At 67.1% G+C, this 16,588-nt stretch carries 17 protein-coding genes; 8 read left to right on the plus strand and 9 right to left on the minus strand.

Features of this window, described 5'->3' with window-relative positions; genetic code table 11:
- A partial coding sequence (locus tag WA965_RS20065; RefSeq protein ID WP_526448005.1) for an aminodeoxychorismate synthase component I occupies positions 1-631 on the plus strand: 631 nt, incomplete at its 5' end.
- On the opposite strand, the gene rsmI is transcribed toward WA965_RS20065, so the two are convergent.
- Positions 614-1,450 carry a 16S rRNA (cytidine(1402)-2'-O)-methyltransferase gene (gene rsmI, locus WA965_RS20070; protein ID WP_526296265.1) on the minus strand — a complete coding sequence of 279 codons (837 nt, stop codon included), beginning with the start codon at positions 1,448-1,450 and terminating at the stop codon, positions 614-616. The genes WA965_RS20065 and rsmI overlap by 18 nt on opposite strands.
- Positions 1,451-1,474: 24 nt before the next feature.
- Here rsmI and WA965_RS20075 point away from each other — a divergent pair, with 24 nt between their 5' ends.
- Positions 1,475-3,025, plus strand: a complete 1,551-nt coding sequence (locus tag WA965_RS20075; RefSeq protein WP_526296263.1) for a dolichyl-phosphate-mannose--protein mannosyltransferase — start codon at positions 1,475-1,477, stop codon at positions 3,023-3,025.
- A 94-nt stretch (positions 3,026-3,119) separates the two neighbouring features.
- Here WA965_RS20075 and arcA read toward each other — a convergent pair whose 3' ends face one another.
- Positions 3,120-4,328 carry an arginine deiminase gene (gene arcA, locus WA965_RS20080; RefSeq protein WP_526296261.1) on the minus strand — a complete coding sequence of 403 codons (1,209 nt, stop codon included), beginning with the start codon at positions 4,326-4,328 and terminating at the stop codon, positions 3,120-3,122.
- A gap of 46 nt (positions 4,329-4,374) precedes the next feature.
- Between arcA and soxR the strand changes: the two genes are divergently transcribed.
- Both soxR and WA965_RS20090 read left to right on the plus strand, forming a co-directional pair.
- Positions 4,375-4,809, plus strand: a complete 435-nt coding sequence (gene soxR / locus WA965_RS20085; RefSeq protein WP_526296259.1) for a redox-sensitive transcriptional activator SoxR — start codon at positions 4,375-4,377, stop codon at positions 4,807-4,809.
- A 57-nt stretch (positions 4,810-4,866) separates the two neighbouring features.
- Entirely contained in the window at positions 4,867-5,475 is a 609-nt protein-coding gene (locus WA965_RS20090) for an alpha-ketoglutarate-dependent dioxygenase AlkB (protein WP_526296257.1), read from the plus strand.
- A gap of 1 nt (position 5,476) precedes the next feature.
- On the opposite strand, the gene WA965_RS20095 is transcribed toward WA965_RS20090, so the two are convergent.
- Genes WA965_RS20095 through WA965_RS20105 form a run of 3 tightly spaced genes read right to left on the minus strand, consistent with a single transcriptional unit; the run spans position 5,477 to position 8,408 of the window.
- On the minus strand, positions 5,477-6,139 hold the full coding sequence (locus WA965_RS20095; protein ID WP_526296255.1) for a DUF5642 family protein: 663 nt from the start codon (positions 6,137-6,139) through the stop codon (positions 5,477-5,479).
- 28 nt (positions 6,140-6,167) lie between these two features.
- Positions 6,168-6,830, minus strand: a complete 663-nt coding sequence (locus WA965_RS20100; protein WP_526296253.1) for a DUF5642 family protein — start codon at positions 6,828-6,830, stop codon at positions 6,168-6,170.
- A gap of 45 nt (positions 6,831-6,875) precedes the next feature.
- Positions 6,876-8,408, minus strand: coding sequence for a PE-PPE domain-containing protein (locus WA965_RS20105; RefSeq protein WP_526296251.1), 1,533 nt, complete (start codon positions 8,406-8,408; stop codon positions 6,876-6,878).
- A 236-nt stretch (positions 8,409-8,644) separates the two neighbouring features.
- Between WA965_RS20105 and lpqN the strand changes: the two genes are divergently transcribed.
- Complete coding sequence (gene lpqN / locus WA965_RS20110) at positions 8,645-9,346, plus strand: envelope biogenesis lipoprotein LpqN (protein WP_526296249.1); 702 nt, start codon at positions 8,645-8,647, stop codon at positions 9,344-9,346.
- Positions 9,347-9,353: 7 nt separating this feature from the next.
- On the opposite strand, the gene WA965_RS20115 is transcribed toward lpqN, so the two are convergent.
- From WA965_RS20115 to WA965_RS20130, 4 genes are all read right to left on the minus strand, one after another.
- On the minus strand, positions 9,354-10,202 hold the full coding sequence (locus WA965_RS20115) for a shikimate 5-dehydrogenase (RefSeq protein WP_526296247.1): 849 nt from the start codon (positions 10,200-10,202) through the stop codon (positions 9,354-9,356).
- Positions 10,199-11,197: an acetyltransferase Pat gene (gene pat, locus WA965_RS20120; RefSeq protein ID WP_526296245.1), complete on the minus strand. Its 999-nt coding sequence runs from the start codon at positions 11,195-11,197 to the stop codon at positions 10,199-10,201. The genes WA965_RS20115 and pat overlap by 4 nt, the downstream gene beginning before the upstream one ends.
- Before the next feature lie 148 nt (positions 11,198-11,345).
- Positions 11,346-11,693 (minus strand): Lsr2 dimerization domain-containing protein, encoded by a 348-nt coding sequence (locus WA965_RS20125; RefSeq protein ID WP_526296243.1) that lies wholly within the window; start codon positions 11,691-11,693, stop codon positions 11,346-11,348.
- A gap of 98 nt (positions 11,694-11,791) precedes the next feature.
- Positions 11,792-14,170 carry an arylsulfatase gene (locus WA965_RS20130; RefSeq protein ID WP_526296241.1) on the minus strand — a complete coding sequence of 793 codons (2,379 nt, stop codon included), beginning with the start codon at positions 14,168-14,170 and terminating at the stop codon, positions 11,792-11,794.
- 210 nt (positions 14,171-14,380) lie between these two features.
- Between WA965_RS20130 and WA965_RS20135 the strand changes: the two genes are divergently transcribed.
- The 3 genes from WA965_RS20135 to WA965_RS20145 are packed head-to-tail and all read left to right on the plus strand — an operon-like array spanning position 14,381 to position 16,572.
- Positions 14,381-14,821, plus strand: a complete 441-nt coding sequence (locus tag WA965_RS20135; protein ID WP_526296239.1) for a cupin domain-containing protein — start codon at positions 14,381-14,383, stop codon at positions 14,819-14,821.
- On the plus strand, positions 14,821-15,615 hold the full coding sequence (locus WA965_RS20140) for an SDR family oxidoreductase (RefSeq protein WP_526296237.1): 795 nt from the start codon (positions 14,821-14,823) through the stop codon (positions 15,613-15,615). Before WA965_RS20135 ends, WA965_RS20140 begins: the two co-directional genes overlap by 1 nt.
- Before the next feature lie 3 nt (positions 15,616-15,618).
- Positions 15,619-16,572 carry a DNA polymerase domain-containing protein gene (locus WA965_RS20145; protein WP_526296235.1) on the plus strand — a complete coding sequence of 318 codons (954 nt, stop codon included), beginning with the start codon at positions 15,619-15,621 and terminating at the stop codon, positions 16,570-16,572.
- Positions 16,573-16,588 lie beyond the last annotated feature (16 nt).

The raw sequence follows: 16,588 nt of genomic DNA on the forward strand, positions 1-16,588 counted from the left end.
GGCCTACGTCGCAGGCGACTGGGGCGCGGTGGCGTCGCTGTCACCCGAGTTGTTCCTCCGCCGTCGCGGCGAGGCGGTCACGTCGAGTCCGATCAAGGGCACGCTGCCCGCCGACGCCGATCCGGCCGCCCTGCGGGACTCGGTCAAGGACGTCGCGGAGAACATCATGATCGTCGATCTGGTCCGCAACGATCTGGGACGGATCGCGCACACCGGGTCGGTGGCGGTCACCGAACTCCTGGCGGTGCGTCCGGCACCGGGAGTGTGGCACCTGGTGTCGACGGTGACAGCGCGGGTTGCGGCGGACCTGCCGATGGCGGCGGTGCTCGATGCGACGTTCCCGCCGGCGTCGGTGACCGGGACACCCAAGGCGCGGGCCCGCGAGCTGCTGACCGGGTGGGAGCAGCGTCGGCGCGGAGTCTATTGCGGCACAGTCGGTCTGGCGTCACCGGTGGCGGGCTGCGAACTCAATGTGGCGATTCGTACGGTCGAGTTCGCTGCGGACGGATCCGCGGTGCTCGGTGTCGGCGGCGGGATCACCGCGGACTCCGAGCCGGCCCGCGAATGGGACGAATGCCTGCACAAAGCCCGGCCGATCATCGGTTCGCCGGCATCAGTCACGCGCGCGTAGCACCGCGTCGTAGAGGTCGCGTCGAGACGGCGAGCCCGGATTCGCGGCGATCACCTCTGCGCACGCATCCTTGACCCGCATGCCCGCCGCGACGAGCCGGTTCACCTCGGCCACCAGGGCGTCGGGGTCCGCCTTCGGCGTCGCCCCGGCGAGCACCACGGTGATCTCACCGAGCACTCCGTCGGCCGCCCAGGCGGCGAGCTCGCCGATGCCACCCCGCTTGATTTCCTCGTGGGTCTTGGTCAACTCCCGGCAGACCACCGCGCGGCGCTCGGGCCCGAACACGGCGACGGCGTCGCGCAGGCAGTCGGCCAGCCGTCGCGGCGACTCGAAGAACACACACGTGCGGGGTTCGGCGGCCAGTGACCGAAGCCACGACGTCCGGGCCGCCTGTTTGCGCGGCGCGAAGCCCTCGAAGCAGAACCGCTCGGAGGGAAGTCCCGCGACGGCCAGCGCTGTCGTCACAGCCGACGGGCCGGGAAGGCACTGCACCACAAGCTCGTTGTCGATGCAGGCCGACACCAGCCGGTAGCCGGGATCGCTGATCAACGGCATCCCGGCGTCACTGACCAGTAGCACCGTGGCCCCGCCGCGGATGTCCTCGAGCAGTGCGGGTATCCGGGACGCCTCGTTCTGGTCGAAGAGGCTGACGACCTTGCCGGCCAGACGTACTTCGAGCGACTGCGCCAGCGTCCGCACCCTGCGGGTGTCCTCGGCAGCGATCACGTCGGCGCTGCCCAGCGCCCGAACCAGCCGGGCGGACGCGTCCGACGGCTGGCCCAGCGGCGTGGCTGCGACGAGCAGTCGGCCGGTGGTCATGCCTGACAGCCTACGATCGCAGGCGTGAGTGCCCCGTCCGCCGAACGTGTCGTTCGCCCGCGGACGGCTCCCGTGATCAGCCCGGGGCCCCTCGTGCCCGTCGCGGATTTCGGTCCGATCGATCGCCTGCAGGGGTGGGCGATGACGGCGGTGATCACCGCGCTGGCTGCGGTGACGCGCTTCCTGAACCTCGGGTCGCCGACCGACGCGGGCACGCCGATCTTCGACGAGAAGCACTATGCGCCGCAGGCCTGGCAGATGTTGCACAACAACGGTGTCGAGGACAACCCCGGTTACGGGCTCGTCGTGCACCCGCCGGTCGGCAAGCAGTTGATCGCGATCGGCGAGGCGCTGTTCGGCTACAACGGGCTGGGCTGGCGGTTCTCCGGCGCGGTGTGCGGCGTCGTCCTCGTGCTGCTGGTGGTGCGCATCGCCCGGCGGATCAGCAGATCCACCCTGGTCGGAGGTATCGCGGGGCTGCTGCTGATCGCCGACGGGGTCAGCTTCGTCACCGCACGCACCGCGCTGCTCGACGGGTTCCTGACGGTGTTCGTCGTCGCAGCGTTCGGGTGCCTGATCGTCGACCGCGACCAGGTGCGCGAGCGGATGCACATCGCTCTGCTCGAAGGCCGCATCGGCGAGACACCGTGGGGTCCGCGCCTCGGGATCCGGTGGTGGCGCTTCGGCGCGGGCGTGCTGCTCGGGCTGGCCTGCGCGACCAAATGGTCGGGCCTGTACTTCGTGATGTTCTTCGGCGTGATGACGGTAATTCTGGACGTCGTCGCGCGCCGCCAGTACCGGGTTCCGCGCCCCTGGCTCGGGGTGTTCCGCCGAGACGTCGGGCCGTCGCTCTACGCGCTGGTGCTCATCCCCTTCGGCGTATACCTGGCGTCGTACTCGGCGTGGTTCGCGTCCGAGACGGCGGTCAACCGTTATCAGGTCGGCCGTTCCATCGGAGCCGACAGCGTGCTGCCGATACCCGACGCCGTGCGGTCGCTGTGGCACTACACCTACGCGGCTTTTCGCTTCCACTCCGGGCTGACCAACGCCGACGGCAACCATCACCCGTGGGAGTCCAAGCCGTGGACCTGGCCGATGTCGCTGCGGCCGGTGCTGTATGCGATCGACACCGAGAACATCCCCGGCTGCGGGGCGCAGTCCTGTGTCAAGGCCGTGATGCTGGTCGGCACACCGGCCATGTGGTTCCTCGCCGTGCCGGTGCTGGCGTGGGCGGTGTGGCGGGCATTCGTCAAGCGGGACTGGCGATATGCGGTGCTACTGGTGGGTTACAGCGCGGGTTTCCTGCCTTGGTTCGCCGATATCGATCGGCAGATGTACTTCTTCTACGCCGCGACGATGGCGCCGTTCCTGGTGATGATGATCGCGATGATCCTCGGCGACATCCTCTACAAACCGGGGCAGAACGCCGAGCGACGAACGCTCGGACTGGTCGTGGTGTGTTGTTATGTCGCGCTGGTGATCACGAACTTCGCGTGGCTGTATCCGATTCTCACGGGCCTGCCGATTTCGCAGACCACCTGGAATCTGCACATCTGGTTGCCCTCCTGGCGGTAGCGCGGCTCGCGCCTTTTTCCCGCGGAATAGCATTCCGGGTCGCTGCCGGGCACGAAATCACAGCCAGGAATGCTATTCCGCGGCCGGACGGAGGCTAGAGCGGATCGCGGCCCGCGGGGCACGACATACAGCGGGGCCCGCCGCGGCCGGTTCCCAGTTCCGACGCGGCGATCGGCAGCACCTCGATACCCGAATCGGTCAGCCGGGCATTGGTTTCGGTGTTGCGCTCATAGGCGACCACCACGCCTGGGGCAAGCGCGAGGGTGTTGTTGCCGTCGTCCCATTGCTCACGCTCTGCGGTGACGGGATCCAAGCCGGTGTCGATGACACGAAGCTTGCCGATGCCCATCGCGTCGGCCGCCGCTTCGACAAAAGGCGCGGCGCCGTCGATCTTCACACCGGAGGCCGCACGCCGAATCGTGAAGGCCGTCAACGAGTCCACGATGTTCGGGTACATCACCACCGCGTCGGTGTCGACCATCGTGCAGACGGTGTCGAGGTGCATCTGCGCCCGCTCCTGCGCGATCGGTACAGCCAGCACCGTGTGCGCCAGGTCATCGTCGAAGAGACTGCGCGCCAATGCCTCCGCGCCCGCAGGCGTGGTCCGCTCTCCCACACCCACTGCCACCACCCCCGGCGCAAGCAACAACACGTCGCCGCCTTCGACGGGCGCCGATCGCGACTCATAGGCGCGGCGCACCCCGAGGAACCGCGGATGGTGGGCATAGATGACGTCGGTCAGCGACGTCTCGCGAGCCCTGGCCGGCAGCGCCAGCGATGTGATGGCGACCCGCGGACCGATCCAGAACGACGAGTCCCTGGCGAACAGCAGGTTCGGCAGCGGGTCGATGACGAAGTCCCCGCCGTGGTGCATCCGCCGCACCAGCGAGAGTTCGTTCTCCCCGAACGACAACTCGTCGAACGTCAACCCGGCCATCAGCACGTGCGCCAACGCATCGGCACCGAGAGTGCGCAGGTACGCCGAGAGCTCTTGGGCCAGCGGCACACCGAGTCTGCGGGAATCGACCGCCGCCGAGATGCCGTGCATCCGGGCCGCCCCACTGTTGGCCAGCGCTTCGGTCAACAGGTCGCCGAGCAGCAGCACCTCGACCCCACGCGAGCGCAGCAGTGCGGCGAACGCGTCGTGCTCCTCCTGGGCTTTGGCCACCCACGGCAGACCGTCGAACAGCAGGGTGTCGTTGTTGCGTGGCGTCAACCGCTGCAGTTCGGGCCCCGGCCGGTGCAGGATGACCACACGCAGCGTGCCCACCTCCGAATTGCACCCCAACACAGCGTTCGTCACACCTAGCACCGTAACGCCAAACGTCACCTCAACTATGGTTGAGGTCATGGACACGGCTACCGAGCTCACGCCCAGCGACATGGCGGTCCGCAGCGGGGTCGCGATCTCCGCGTTGCACTTCTACGAGCGGGAAGGCCTGATCCACAGCAGACGCACCAGTGGGAACCAGCGCCGGTACAGTCGCGAAACTCTGCGCCGGGTCGCCTTCATCCGGATGTCGCAGCGACTCGGCATCCCGCTGGCCCGCATCCGTGAGGCACTGTCGACTCTGCCGACGGATCGTGTACCCACCAGCAAGGATTGGGCACGCTTGTCCGCGGGTTGGCGCGCGGATCTCGACGAACGCATCGTGCACCTGCAACGGCTGCGTGACAACCTGACCGGCTGCATCGGTTGCGGTTGCCTGAGCCTGAAGATCTGTACGCTCGCCAACCCCGGTGACGCGCTCGCCGCGCACGGACCGGGCGCCGTCCGGCTCTGAGAGTGCGCCACGCGTCCGCAGCGTGACTTCGAACGCCTGTGCGATAGACTGCGCCGCATGGAGCCGGCTCTGCAAAGCTCTCTGTTCGATCAGACCGATCGCCGCGATCTCGGCAACGGCGCGTGGCTCGAGGTGCGCTCCGGGTGGCTGCCTCTGGACGACGGCCGCGACGAATCACTGTTCGGCGAACTACGCGATGCGATTCCCTGGCGGGCCGAGCGCCGCCAGATGTACGACCGCGTGCTCGATGTCCCACGGCTGGTCAGCTTTCACAACCTGGTCGACGACCCGCCGCCGCATCCACGCCTCAAACAACTCAGGAGGCGGCTCAACGACGCCTACGCCGGTGAACTCGGCGAGCCGTTCGTGACGGCGGGGCTGTGCCTCTACCGCGACGGCACCGACAGCGTGGCCTGGCACGGGGACAACATCGGGCGAAGCCGCACCGACGACACCATGGTCGCGATCGTCAGCCTGGGCGCGACGAGAGTTTTTGCACTGCGGCCCCGCGGCGGCGGTCCCTCGTTGCGACTGCGGCACGGCCACGGCGATCTGCTGGTGATGGGCGGGTCGTGCCAGCGCACCTGGGAGCATTCGATCCCGAAGACCACTCGACCCACCGGACCGCGCATCAGCATCCAGTTCCGGCCCTACGACGTGCGGTGAGTCATCCCTTGACCAGGTTGACCGCTTGAGTGACGAGCTCGCGGGCGCGCTCGGTGTCGACGGGCACAACCGGAGCGTCGGGCAGCACCAACGGGTTTGCGGTGACGATCACGATGAACTCACCGAAGTTGGCGACGTAGTTGTAGAGCTCGCCGGTGCGCTGCTCGCCCTCCGCCGTGGTCTGCAGGACACGATGGGTGCCGACGACGTGGGTGCCGTCGATCTGTGGCGCGTCGACGACCTCCACCAGGCCGCGGACGCCCGGACCGTCGAACGACACCGTGCGGCACTGCTCCGACGGCGTGCTGACCGGGACCGGTTCGGAGGTCTCGACGGCGATCACGATGTAGCGGACGCCTTCGCCTTCGGCCGTGGTGGCCGCCATGTTGCCCTTCACCCCTTCGGGCACGGCCTGGCGACTCGCCGATTCGCCGCATTCCGGGGGCGCGAACGTCACGCCCGGGGGCAGCGTCTGCGGGCCGAGGAGGCGCGGGTCGATGGCGGCGGGACCGACGGTGTTCACCGTGAACGGCGGCCCGAAAGAGGACTTCACGTCGGCGACGTTGGCGATATCAGCCTGCGAGAGATCCTCGGGTTGCCCTGAGCCACACGCCACCAACAGCCCCGCCGACGCGACAGCAAGGGCCACCGTGGGTTTCGACATCGCCGCCAATGTACCCGCGCGGCCCCGCTCAACCGCGCAGCGCCGACACCGTTTCGACCAGGAGGTCGGCTGCGAACCCCGCGTCGAGGCCGGGGCTGGGCGATCCGGGGTCGGTCACCAGGGTGATGAAACAGACATAGTCGCCCAGGTAGGCAACGAATGTGTCTGCACCCGAACGTGTTTGTGTGCCACCTTCGACCACGGTGGTGGCAGCGGTGGTCATCCCAGCAGTCTGGGCCGCGTCGACTACCGGCCCGGGGACTGTGGCGACGGTCCCCTCGGTCCGCCCGGAGTTCAACGTCCACTGCGCGCACTCGGCGAGCAGAGCGGGGTCGGGCGCCTGCGGGTGCAACGACCGGGCCACCACCGCGTAGACGATCCCGCCCGGTCCCGAGGCCGACCAGCCCTGGGTCGTCTCGTGATCGACGGCGGGAGTAGCCAACGTCAGGCACTGCTGCGGTTCGGACACCGCGGCGTCGGCGAAGCCCCACAAGGTGATCGGGGTGGGCGGTCCGGCGTATCCGGCGACCTCGTACCCCTCCGGAAGTCCGTCGCGGGCCCGATCGATCCTCGCCGGGTTGATCGTCACGGTGTCCGGTGTCGTCGACGACGGGGCGGGGTTCGGCGGTTCCGAGGGCTTGGCGCAGGCGGCGCTCAGCAGCGCCAGCGCGAAGACGCCCAACAGCCTCACGGCCCTGTTGATACCACGCTCACGCCCGTGTGTTGGTCGCGACTCTCACGCCGCGGCGGCGTTGTTGTCGGAAGCTTCGCCATCTCCATCGGCCGGGTCCGTCGCTGTGGACGCATCCGTGTCGGTGTCGGCCTCACCGGGTTCGGGTGCCGGCTCGGGTTCGGGTGCCGGCTCGGGTTCGGGTGCCAGCTCGGGTTCGGCGTCGGATTCGTTTTCGGCCGCCAAGTCGGGTTCAGGTTCGGCTTCGGGCGCCGGCGACTCCTCGGGGCCGGACTCCGCTACGGCCGCCGGCTCCTCGTTGCCGGTCGCGGTGAACTCGCTACGCTTCTCACTCTCGCCGATGGACCCGGTCATCGAATCGACGTCGCGTTGCCCATCTTCGGAGCCCGTTCCGTCCGATGTGAGAACCGTCCGATGCGACGGCGCAGTCACCGCGGCAGGATCTTCCGGCAGTTCCGGGCCGGCCACGCCGAAGGTGCCGGGCGCCTCGGTGCGCAGAACCCGGGGCAGGCCGAAGCCCTCGAGGAGATTGTCCACCGCCACGGGGATGGCCCTGATCACATCTGCGATCAGACCGAACAGGTCGTTGGTCGGCCACCAACCGGCGACAGTCGGCACGCCCGGGTTGATGTCACGGTCGTACGCGTCCTCGATGATCACCCGAAGGGGTGCGTCGATCGCCTTGAGGATCGCTTTCGGGATGAAGAACGCGAGGGGTTGCAGGAGCGGGACGATGTCGGTCTCGATGAGGTAGTAGCTCGTGTCGCCCTCGCGTCCCTGATACCGCGCCTCGCCGAAAGGAACGTCGACGGTTTCGCCGTGCAGGAGTCCGTATCCCAACAGCGCATTGAGCGTCGCGAGGAGATTCAGCGGGCGGACCGGAAAATCCCCACCGAGGCCGTCGTACTGCCTGGCGATATCAACCGTGGGGTATGCGTAGCTGCCGTCCGGCAGCATCATGCTGTCCGTCGGCGAGGCGCCGGTGAACGTGATGCCCAGGATCGGAATGGTCGGCAGGCCACTACCGCGCATCAGCACGCCACCGTTGGGCCGCATCGGGTTGGCCACCAGCATGAACGGCATCACCGGGTCGCCGGTCGCGTAGTCGGCGATCAGATCTTGTTTGAGCAGCGAGGCGATCACCGCACTCTGCGAGTAACCGAACACCCGAAACGAATCCCCAGGCTGCGGCGCCACCGAGCCGACACCCGGTGTCACCGCGACGTCGTCGTTGTACACACAGTCCGGCGTGGCCGCCACGCACCGGTGCAGATTCGCCCGCCCTTCGGCCACCGATCTGTCGAGGGTGAGCGGACCGAGGGGGAAGAACTCCTCCGGCGTGAACACGGCGACGGCATTGGTCACCGGACCCGCGAAGGCAGCGTCCAGATGAGCGATCACCGCGTTGTCGAGGTAGGACGTGACGAAGTCGGGCTTGTCCCGCGGACCCGTCAGCGGATGGAACGTGCCGCCCATGATCAGGGCGGTGGTGTGGGCTGCCAGCAACGGAATCGCCGTGGCGGTCGCCCACCACGCCGACATCACCACCACAGCGCCCAGCGCGAGGAAAATCGACACGACGGAACGGACTACCGACTGCATTCCCGACCCACTTCCGCAGATGTAGCAAAGGAATCATGCACCCATGGAGGTCATGTGCGTGCCGGAATCGACAACTGGGGTTCCCGGACCGAGCAAATTCGCGTGCCTTTTCCTGAGAACCAGGGCGCGGGCGGTTATGCTGCGCAGCGATCCGGCCTTCGTCGCGCGTACACCGCTCGACGCCACGAGGCCCAGAAAAATCAGGAGACGACATGACCATCCCCATGCGGGCCGGCGTCATCGCCATCGCGGCCGTCGCACTCGGAATCGGACTCGCAGGTTGCGGCTCGGACACCTCGACCGAGGAGACCACCACCACCTCGGCGACGGAATCCGAAGAGACCACCACCAGCGAGGCCGCGCCCACCACGTCGGCCGAGGCTGCAGGGCCCGCGATGACCATCGTCGACTACATCCAGCAGAACAACATCACCGAAGCCCCGGTGAAGCGTGGCGATCCCGGCGCCCCGACCATCGACCTGCCCACGCCCGCGGGCTGGGAAGACGCCGGAGCCAACACCCCCGAATGGGCCTACGGCGCCATCGTATTCACCGGCGATCCCGCCATGGCCGAGGATCCGCCGACGATCATCGCGATCGTCTCCAAGCTCACCGGCAACGTCGACCCGGCCAAGATCCTCGAGTACGCCCCCGGTGAACTGCAGAACCTGCCCGAATTCGAAGGCCCCACCACCGGTCAGCCGGGCACGTTGAGCGGATTCGAGGCGACCCAGATCGGCGGCATGTACGTCAGGGACGGCGTGACCCGGATGATCGCGCAGAAGACGGTGGTGATCCCGGGCCAGGACGGCCTCTACGTGCTGCAGCTCAACGCGGACGGCACCGAGGATCAGGCGATGCCGTTGATGGACGCCACCGCGGCCATCGACGACGAGGCGACGATCACCCCCTGACCACCGGTCAGGCCCGCGACACCGCCGAGGCCTCGGCGATCTGGGAGGGGCTGGGTCGCACCCCGGTGTACCGCTCGAACTGTTCAGCAGCCTGCAGCGCGATCACCTCTGCGCCGGTGATGACGTCGATCCCCGCGCGCCGCGCCGCGCTGATCAACGGGGTCTCCGAAGGCAGCGCGACCACGTCGAACACGGTGCCCGCTCGGGCGATCGTGGCCTCCTCGAACGCCAGATCGTGTTCTTCATCCCCGCCGGCCATGCCGATCGGGGTGACGTTGACGACGACATCGGCGCTGCGGGCGCCGACCTCGGCGGCGTATTCGTAGCCGAGCCGATCAGCCAACGCCGACCCAGCCACCGAGTTGCGTGCGACGACGACGCCGTCGCCGAATCCCCGGTCGACGAACGCCGCGCCCACCGCGCCGGCCATGCCTCCGCTTCCGCGGATCAGCACCGTCTGCTGCGGCCGCAATCCGTGCTCGTCGATGAGTTGTTGCACCGCAAGGTAATCGGTATTGGAGGCGGTGAGCCGGCCGTCGTCGTTGACGATCGTGTTGACCGAACGGATGGCCATTGCCGAGGGTTCGACAGCGTCGACGAGGCTCAACACGGCTTCCTTGAACGGCATCGACACCGAACATCCGCGGATCCCCAACGCTCGCACCCCACCGATCGCCGCGTCGATGTCGGTGGTGGTGAACGCCTTGTAGAGGAAGTCGAGGCCGAGCACGTCGTAGAGATGATTGTGGAAGCGGGTGCCGATGTTGCTGGGCCGCCCCGCCAGCGAAATGCACAGACGGGTGTCTTTGCTCAAGGCAGGCCGCCGGCCACGTTCGCCCACCGGTTCCCGGGTCATCCGACCGCCCGGATGACCTGGCGGGCGACATCGCGGATCTGTCTGGTCAGCTCCGGCGGGAACGGCAGCTCTTCGGGTCGGGGCACGTCGATCTCGGTCACCACGACGCCGAGATCGTCGCGATGCCACCTGGCACCGAAGTGGTCGAGAATTGCGCGCATGGGCTGATTGTCGCTGAGCACCCGTGCGGTGAAGCGCTGCACGCCGTCGTACCCGGCCGCCACCGAGATGGCGCCCATCAGAAGCGTGCCGATGCCCTTGCCCTGATAGGCATCTCCGACGATGAAGGCGATCTCGGCCTCGGCGGGGTTGGCCTCGTCGCGGACGAACCGGGCGTCGGCCACCACCGGGCCATCGGGTCCGTCGGTCAGCACGAACACGAAGTGTTCGAGGTAGTCGACCTCGAACAGGTAGGCCATCAACGTCTTCGACGGCACCCTGATCGACTGGAAGCGGCGGTAGAGGGTCTCGCCGGAGAATTCGACGGGGCCGTTGGTGGTTCGCTCGATGTCCCCCGGGAGCACCGGACGCAGATACAGGATCGATCCGTCGCGCACCGGAACCGGGATGGGGGTGATGAACGCGGCCAGGCGTTGACGGGCGGTTCGCACCAGCCTGTCCATGACGCCCGGCACCTCGAGCATGGTCGCGAACGCTTCGCGACCGCCGACCCAGCCGGTCAGCGGTTCAGTGGCCATCACCGTCGCGGTCCGTGACGCGTCGCGCAGCAGTGCGATCTCACCGATGATGAGGCCGGGTGTCACTGCGACGACGGTGTCGTGACCGTCCGCGCCGGTGTGGGTGACTTCGGCACTGCCGGACCCGATCAACAGGAACGAGACCGCCATCTCGCCCTGGTGCATCAACACCTGACCGGCGGCCGCTGTCAGCGGCCGCAGTTGCGCGGCAAGCGGGGTCAGCGCCTCCACATCGGTACCCGCGAAGACCTCCAAGCCGACGAGATCGTCGGCTCGGACGACGGTCAGGCCGGACACGTCACGAGGCTACGGCGACGTGCACAAACGGGCAAGGAACCGTGATGCGGCCCCCGGACGGCTGTCCCGGCACCACATCAGACCGCGTGGCGAAGTCGAGACCGCAGTTGAGGAATAGTGACCGCGAATCGACGCCCCGGTGTGACGGCTAATGCGCCGCGTCGAAAGCTTCGACGATCTCGGCTTTTATGCGACCGCGATCGGCGACCTCGTGCCCATTCTTGCGAGCCCAGTCTCGAATCGCCGCCAACTGCTCCGGGGAGGACTTGCCGTGGCCGTTGGTCTTGGCCCGGCGAGCACGACCACCACTGCGCACCTTGGCAGACGCGTCGATGTAGGGCTTCAGCGCCTTTTCGAGTTTGGCGATATTAGCGTCGGAAAGATCAATGTGGTAGTCGATGCCGCGAAACGAGAATTCAACCCGTTCGCCTCCACCATCGCGTATTTCAGAACCGTCAATATCGTCGATCAGTTGGCGGACAATTACCTCGGCCATAACAGCTCCTCGTCGAACTCAATTACTGGCCAGTAACACTACCAGTAATTTCGGCAATGGCCTTACAGAAGTTCGCCGGGGTTACGCCATTCAAAGGATTACTGCCGCGCCATCGCGATCCGGAACCTCTCGTCGGGGTCGATGTAGTGGTCGGCTTCTTTGGCATCGTCTCCGAGATCGATGCGCACCCAGTCGATCTTGCCGGTGAATCTGCTGCTGTGGGCCGTGTAGTCGGGACTTACCGTGGTACCGGATTCATAACCCACATCGGTGGTCTCGTCTGCGGAGAAGATGAAACCCTGGGTCTGGTCGACCCGGCCCCTGCCCACTTCCCTGCCGTCGTAGTAGAGCGATACGGTGCCGCCACGGCCCATTCCACCGCCGTCGTATTCGAATTCCATTCGCACCTGAGAGGTGCCCACGGCAACAGGCTCGGACGCCTCGATCTCATAGGACTTGATTCCGAGCACGTTGTAATGGAACTTGGCATGCCCGCCCTTGGTGTAGAGACTCCACCCACCGAACCTTCCGCCTTGGGCGATGATCACGCCTTCGGCGCCATTGCTCGGCACGTCCACCTCGGAGGTGACCGCGAAGGACTTGTTTTTTATGTTCAGCACGCTGTTCTCCGACAGTCGGCCCATCCCCGAGAACAACAACTGACTATTGCCTTTGATCAACGACGGACGTCCGGCGGTGGCGGGGTTGATGCGTTCGATCTGTCGGTCGTCGAGCGGGAGAACATTGTATTTGACGGCTTCGATAAGCCACAGGCGTTGCAGCTCATGCAGTTTGTCCGGATGCTTTTCGGAAAGGTCGTCGGACTGCGTCCAATCGGTGTTGCCGTCATAGAGTTCCCAGACGTCGTCGTCGAAAGCGGGCATCGCCTGTCCGCCCATCGCCCACGGCGTGCGGTGTTTCGTCACCGCGCTCCAGCCTTTGTGGTAAATGCCGCGGTTGCAGAACATTTCGAAGTACTGGGTCTCGTGACGCTCGGGGGCATCGGCGTCGTTGAAGCTGTAGACCATGCTGGTCCCCTCGTATGGGCTCTGCATCACCCCGTTGACCATCGTCGGCGCCGGGATGCCCGCCGCCTCGAGCACCGTCGGCGCGAAATCGATGACGTGGCTGAACTGATTGCGGTGGCCACCCTTGTCCTTGATTCCCTTGGGCCAGTGCACGATCGTGCCGTTGCGGGTGCCGCCCCAGTGCGAGGCCACCTGTTTGGTCCACTGGTAGGGGGAGTCCATCGCCCAGGCCCAGCCGACCGCGAAGTGGCCGTAGGAGCCCTCGCCACCGAACTCGTCGAGTTTGGAGATCAGGAATTCGGGTGTCTCGATGTCCGCCATACCGTTGAAGTTGGCCATCTCGTTGAACGCACCTTGCAGCGTGCCCTCTGCCGAGGCGCCGTTGTCGCCGACGATCAGGTAGATGAGCGTGTCCTCGATCACCGGTTCCAGCGCATCGAGCAGGCGGCCGACGTGATGATCGGTGTGTTCCATGAAGGCGGCATACACCTCCATCTGACGCTCGAGTGCCGGCTTGAGTGCCGGATCCATGTCGTCCCATGCCGGGATCTCGGGGTCCCGCGGTGTCAGCACGGCATCCGGGGGGATGACTCCCAGTTCCTTCTGTTGCTCAAAGGTGATCTCGCGCTGGCGGTCCCAGCCGTGGGCGAATTTGCCTCTATATTTGTCGATCCACTCCCGGGGCACCTGGTGCGGCGCGTGGGTGGCGCCCGGCGCGAAGTACATGAAGAACGGTTTGTCCGGCAGCAGCGCTTTCTGCTGGCGCACCCAGTTGATCGCCTTGTCCGCCAGGTCTTCTGTCAGGTGATAACCCTCGGCTGCGGTCTTGGGCGGCTCGATTGGGGTGGTTCCCTCGTAGAGCGCGGGATCCCACTGGTTGTTCTCCCCGCCGATGAAGCCGTAGAAGTACTCGAATCCACCACCGCCGGTCGGCCATGCGGTGAACGGCCCTGCCGGGCTGGTCTGCCACACCGGGACCTCGTGACACTTGCCGAACTGTGCCGTGGAGTAGCCGTTGAGCTTCAACGTCTGCGCCAGAGGCGCTTTGGTGTTGGGCAGTACCGAGGTGTAACCCGGTGCAGCGGTCGCGGTCTCGGTGATGTTGCCCATGCCCACCGAGTGATGGTTGCGTCCGGTCAGCAACGCCTGCCGAGTCGGCGAACACAACGCAGTGGTGTGGAAGCGGTTGTACTTCAGGCCGCCCGCCGCGAGCTTCTCGAAGTTCGGCGTCCGGCACGGTCCACCGAATGCGCTGCTGGCGCCGAAACCCACATCGTCGATCAGGATGACCACGACGTTCGGGGCCGCCGCCGGCGGTCGGACGTCCTTGATCGGAGGATAACTGGTGTCCGGATCCTTGGCGTCGTACGTCGTCAACCCGACATGTGCCACATCGGGCATCGGGAGAATGTCGCGTCGCACGGTGTCCGGCTTCTGCGCTTCGGTCATGGTCGGTGCGCCTTCCGCGCTGGGAGGCCCACGCCGGCCGGCCGAGCGCCCGCCTCCTGGAGCGCTCAGTGCAGATCGTAGGCACAAATCCCGAACGACACGTGACGACCGCGTGATCCCCCTGATCTCACCCCGGTACCTCACGGCGGCGCTGTGTTGGCGCATGATGCAGGGCGGGCACAATCCGACAGGCAGAGGGAGCCGACAGCAGTGAGAACCGTGATCACCGGAGTCGACGCCGACGGCAGGTCCTGCGTCGTCAGCCAGGACGGGCTGGCGCTGGACCAGTTGGCGCCCGGCTTCGCGATGGGCATCCCGTACGCGACGACGACGAGCCCGCCCCCGGGCCGTCCCACAGGTACCGCACCCCTGATCGACCAGGGCATCGCCCCCGGTCACGTCAGGTGGATGGTGGTCGAGCTCGGGCCCGACTCCGAGACACCGATGCATCACACCGACACCCTCGACCTGCAGACCGTGTTGTCTGGCAGCGTCGACCTGGTGCTCGACGACGGCGCCCACCGACTCGGGCAGGGCGACCTGGTGGTGCTGACCGGCGTCGACCACGCGTGGCGAGCCGGGGCCGACGGCTGCCGGCTCAGCGCGGTGCTGGTCGGCACACCGCCACCGGACGCGGAGACAGCCGCCTGATGACCACTGCTGAATTCAGCTCCCACGTCGAGCTTTTTGACCTCACCGGCAAACGGGCGCTGGTGACCGGAGGTACCCGCGGCATCGGCCTGATGATGGCCCGCGGGCTGCTGCAGGCCGGCGCCCGTGTGGTGGTGAGCTCCCGCAAGGCGGACGCCTGCGAACAGGCACAGGCGGACCTGTCCGCCTTCGGCGACGTGCAGGCCATCGCCGCCGACCTGTCCCGACATGACGAATGCACGAGGCTGGCCGACCTGGTCACCGCCGACGGCGAACTGCACATCCTGGTCAACAACGCCGGAGCCACCTGGGGCGAGCCCATCGAGAGCTTTCCCGACTCGGCCTGGGACAAGGTGCTCGACCTCAACGTCAAGTCGCCGTTCTGGATGGTCCAGGCCCTTCTTCCCGCGCTGAGGGCCGCGGGCACCGCAGAGGATCCCGCCAGGATCATCAACATCGGCAGCATCGACGGCCTGCGCGTCAGCTCCATGCCGACCTACTCCTATGCCAGCAGCAAGGCGGCGCTGCATCAGCTGACCCGGGTGCTCGCCCGCGAACTCGGCCCGCAGCATGTCACCGTCAATGCCGTTGCACCAGGGCCATTTCCGTCGAAGATGATGGCGGCCACCCTCGAGACCTACGGCGATGCGATCGCCGAGGCGGCGCCACTGCGCCGGATCGGGCGCGACGACGACATGGCCGGCATCGCCGTGTTCCTCGCCAGCAGAGCGGGCTCGTACCTCACCGGGGCGATCATCCCGGTCGACGGTGGCATCTTCACGACCGCCGGATGACCTGTGGCCGTCAGCGAACAGCGCGCCGGCGTCGACCTGACCAACCTCGATGAGCCGTTGAGCCCTGAGGCCGGGGCCACCAAACGCGACCTCGTCGACTACCTCGACGCGGTCGCCGACCGCCTACTGCCCGCTCTCGCGGGGCGGCCGCTCACGGTGCTGCGGGTGCTACGCGGCCAGAAGCCGTTCATGCAGAAGAACGTGCCCAAGTACACGCCGGACTGGGTACGGACCGTGCCGATGTGGGCGGAGGCCTCCAAACGCGAAGTGCACTACGCGCTGTGCGACGACCGGCGCACGCTGCTGTGGTTGGCCAATCAACGTGCCGTGGAGTACCACCCGACACTCGGACTGGCCGGCGACGTCTACCGGCCCACCCACCTGGTGCTTGACCTCGACCCGCCCGACGAGGACTTCTCCAAGGTGGTGGCCGTCGCCCACCTGGTGCGGCAGGCGCTGGCCGACAACGGCTTGAGCGGTGCGCCGAAGACCAGCGGCGCCAAAGGCATTCACGTCTTCGTGCCCATCGACGACAACGCCCCCGTCGATGACGTAGCGGCGGCGACGCGGGCGCTGGCCGCCCGCGCCGAGGCCCTCGACCCGTCGATCGCGACGACGGCGTTCATCGTTGCCGACCGCGGCGGCAAGGTGTTCGTCGACTCCACCCGAGCCGGCGGTGCCACCGTTGCCGCCGCCTACAGCCCCCGGCTCCGTGCGGGTACCCCGGTGTCGTTCCCGCTCGACTGGGACGAACTCGGGGACATCACACCAACCGACTTCACCGTCCACACAGCGCTGGACGCTCTCGACGGCCGCCCGTCGTGGACGCAGTCGATGCCCGAGCCGCAGCGGCTTCCACCCGAGCTGATCGAGTTCGGCCGCACGCTTCCCGTCGCGCGGGTGGCGGCGATGCACGAGGGCAAGCGGCGCGCCCGCAGCCGCCGGGAGTCCTCGTAGCGCACCCCCTCCGCGG

The organism is Mycobacterium sp. (assembly GCF_049683935.1).
GTDB lineage: Bacteria > Actinomycetota > Actinomycetes > Mycobacteriales > Mycobacteriaceae > Mycobacterium.

Coding starts and splice junctions, on each gene's coding strand:
- rsmI (WP_526296265.1), bottom strand. CDS start 1,450: ATGACCACCGGCCGACTGCTCGTCGCAGCCACGCCGCTGGGCCAGCCG.
- soxR (WP_526296259.1), top strand. CDS start 4,375: ATGGACACGGCTACCGAGCTCACGCCCAGCGACATGGCGGTCCGCAGC.
- WA965_RS20090 (WP_526296257.1), top strand. CDS start 4,867: ATGGAGCCGGCTCTGCAAAGCTCTCTGTTCGATCAGACCGATCGCCGC.
- WA965_RS20095 (WP_526296255.1), bottom strand. CDS start 6,139: ATGTCGAAACCCACGGTGGCCCTTGCTGTCGCGTCGGCGGGGCTGTTG.
- lpqN (WP_526296249.1), top strand. CDS start 8,645: ATGACCATCCCCATGCGGGCCGGCGTCATCGCCATCGCGGCCGTCGCA.
- WA965_RS20115 (WP_526296247.1), bottom strand. CDS start 10,202: ATGACCCGGGAACCGGTGGGCGAACGTGGCCGGCGGCCTGCCTTGAGC.
- WA965_RS20125 (WP_526296243.1), bottom strand. CDS start 11,693: ATGGCCGAGGTAATTGTCCGCCAACTGATCGACGATATTGACGGTTCT.
- WA965_RS20130 (WP_526296241.1), bottom strand. CDS start 14,170: ATGACCGAAGCGCAGAAGCCGGACACCGTGCGACGCGACATTCTCCCG.
- WA965_RS20140 (WP_526296237.1), top strand. CDS start 14,821: ATGACCACTGCTGAATTCAGCTCCCACGTCGAGCTTTTTGACCTCACC.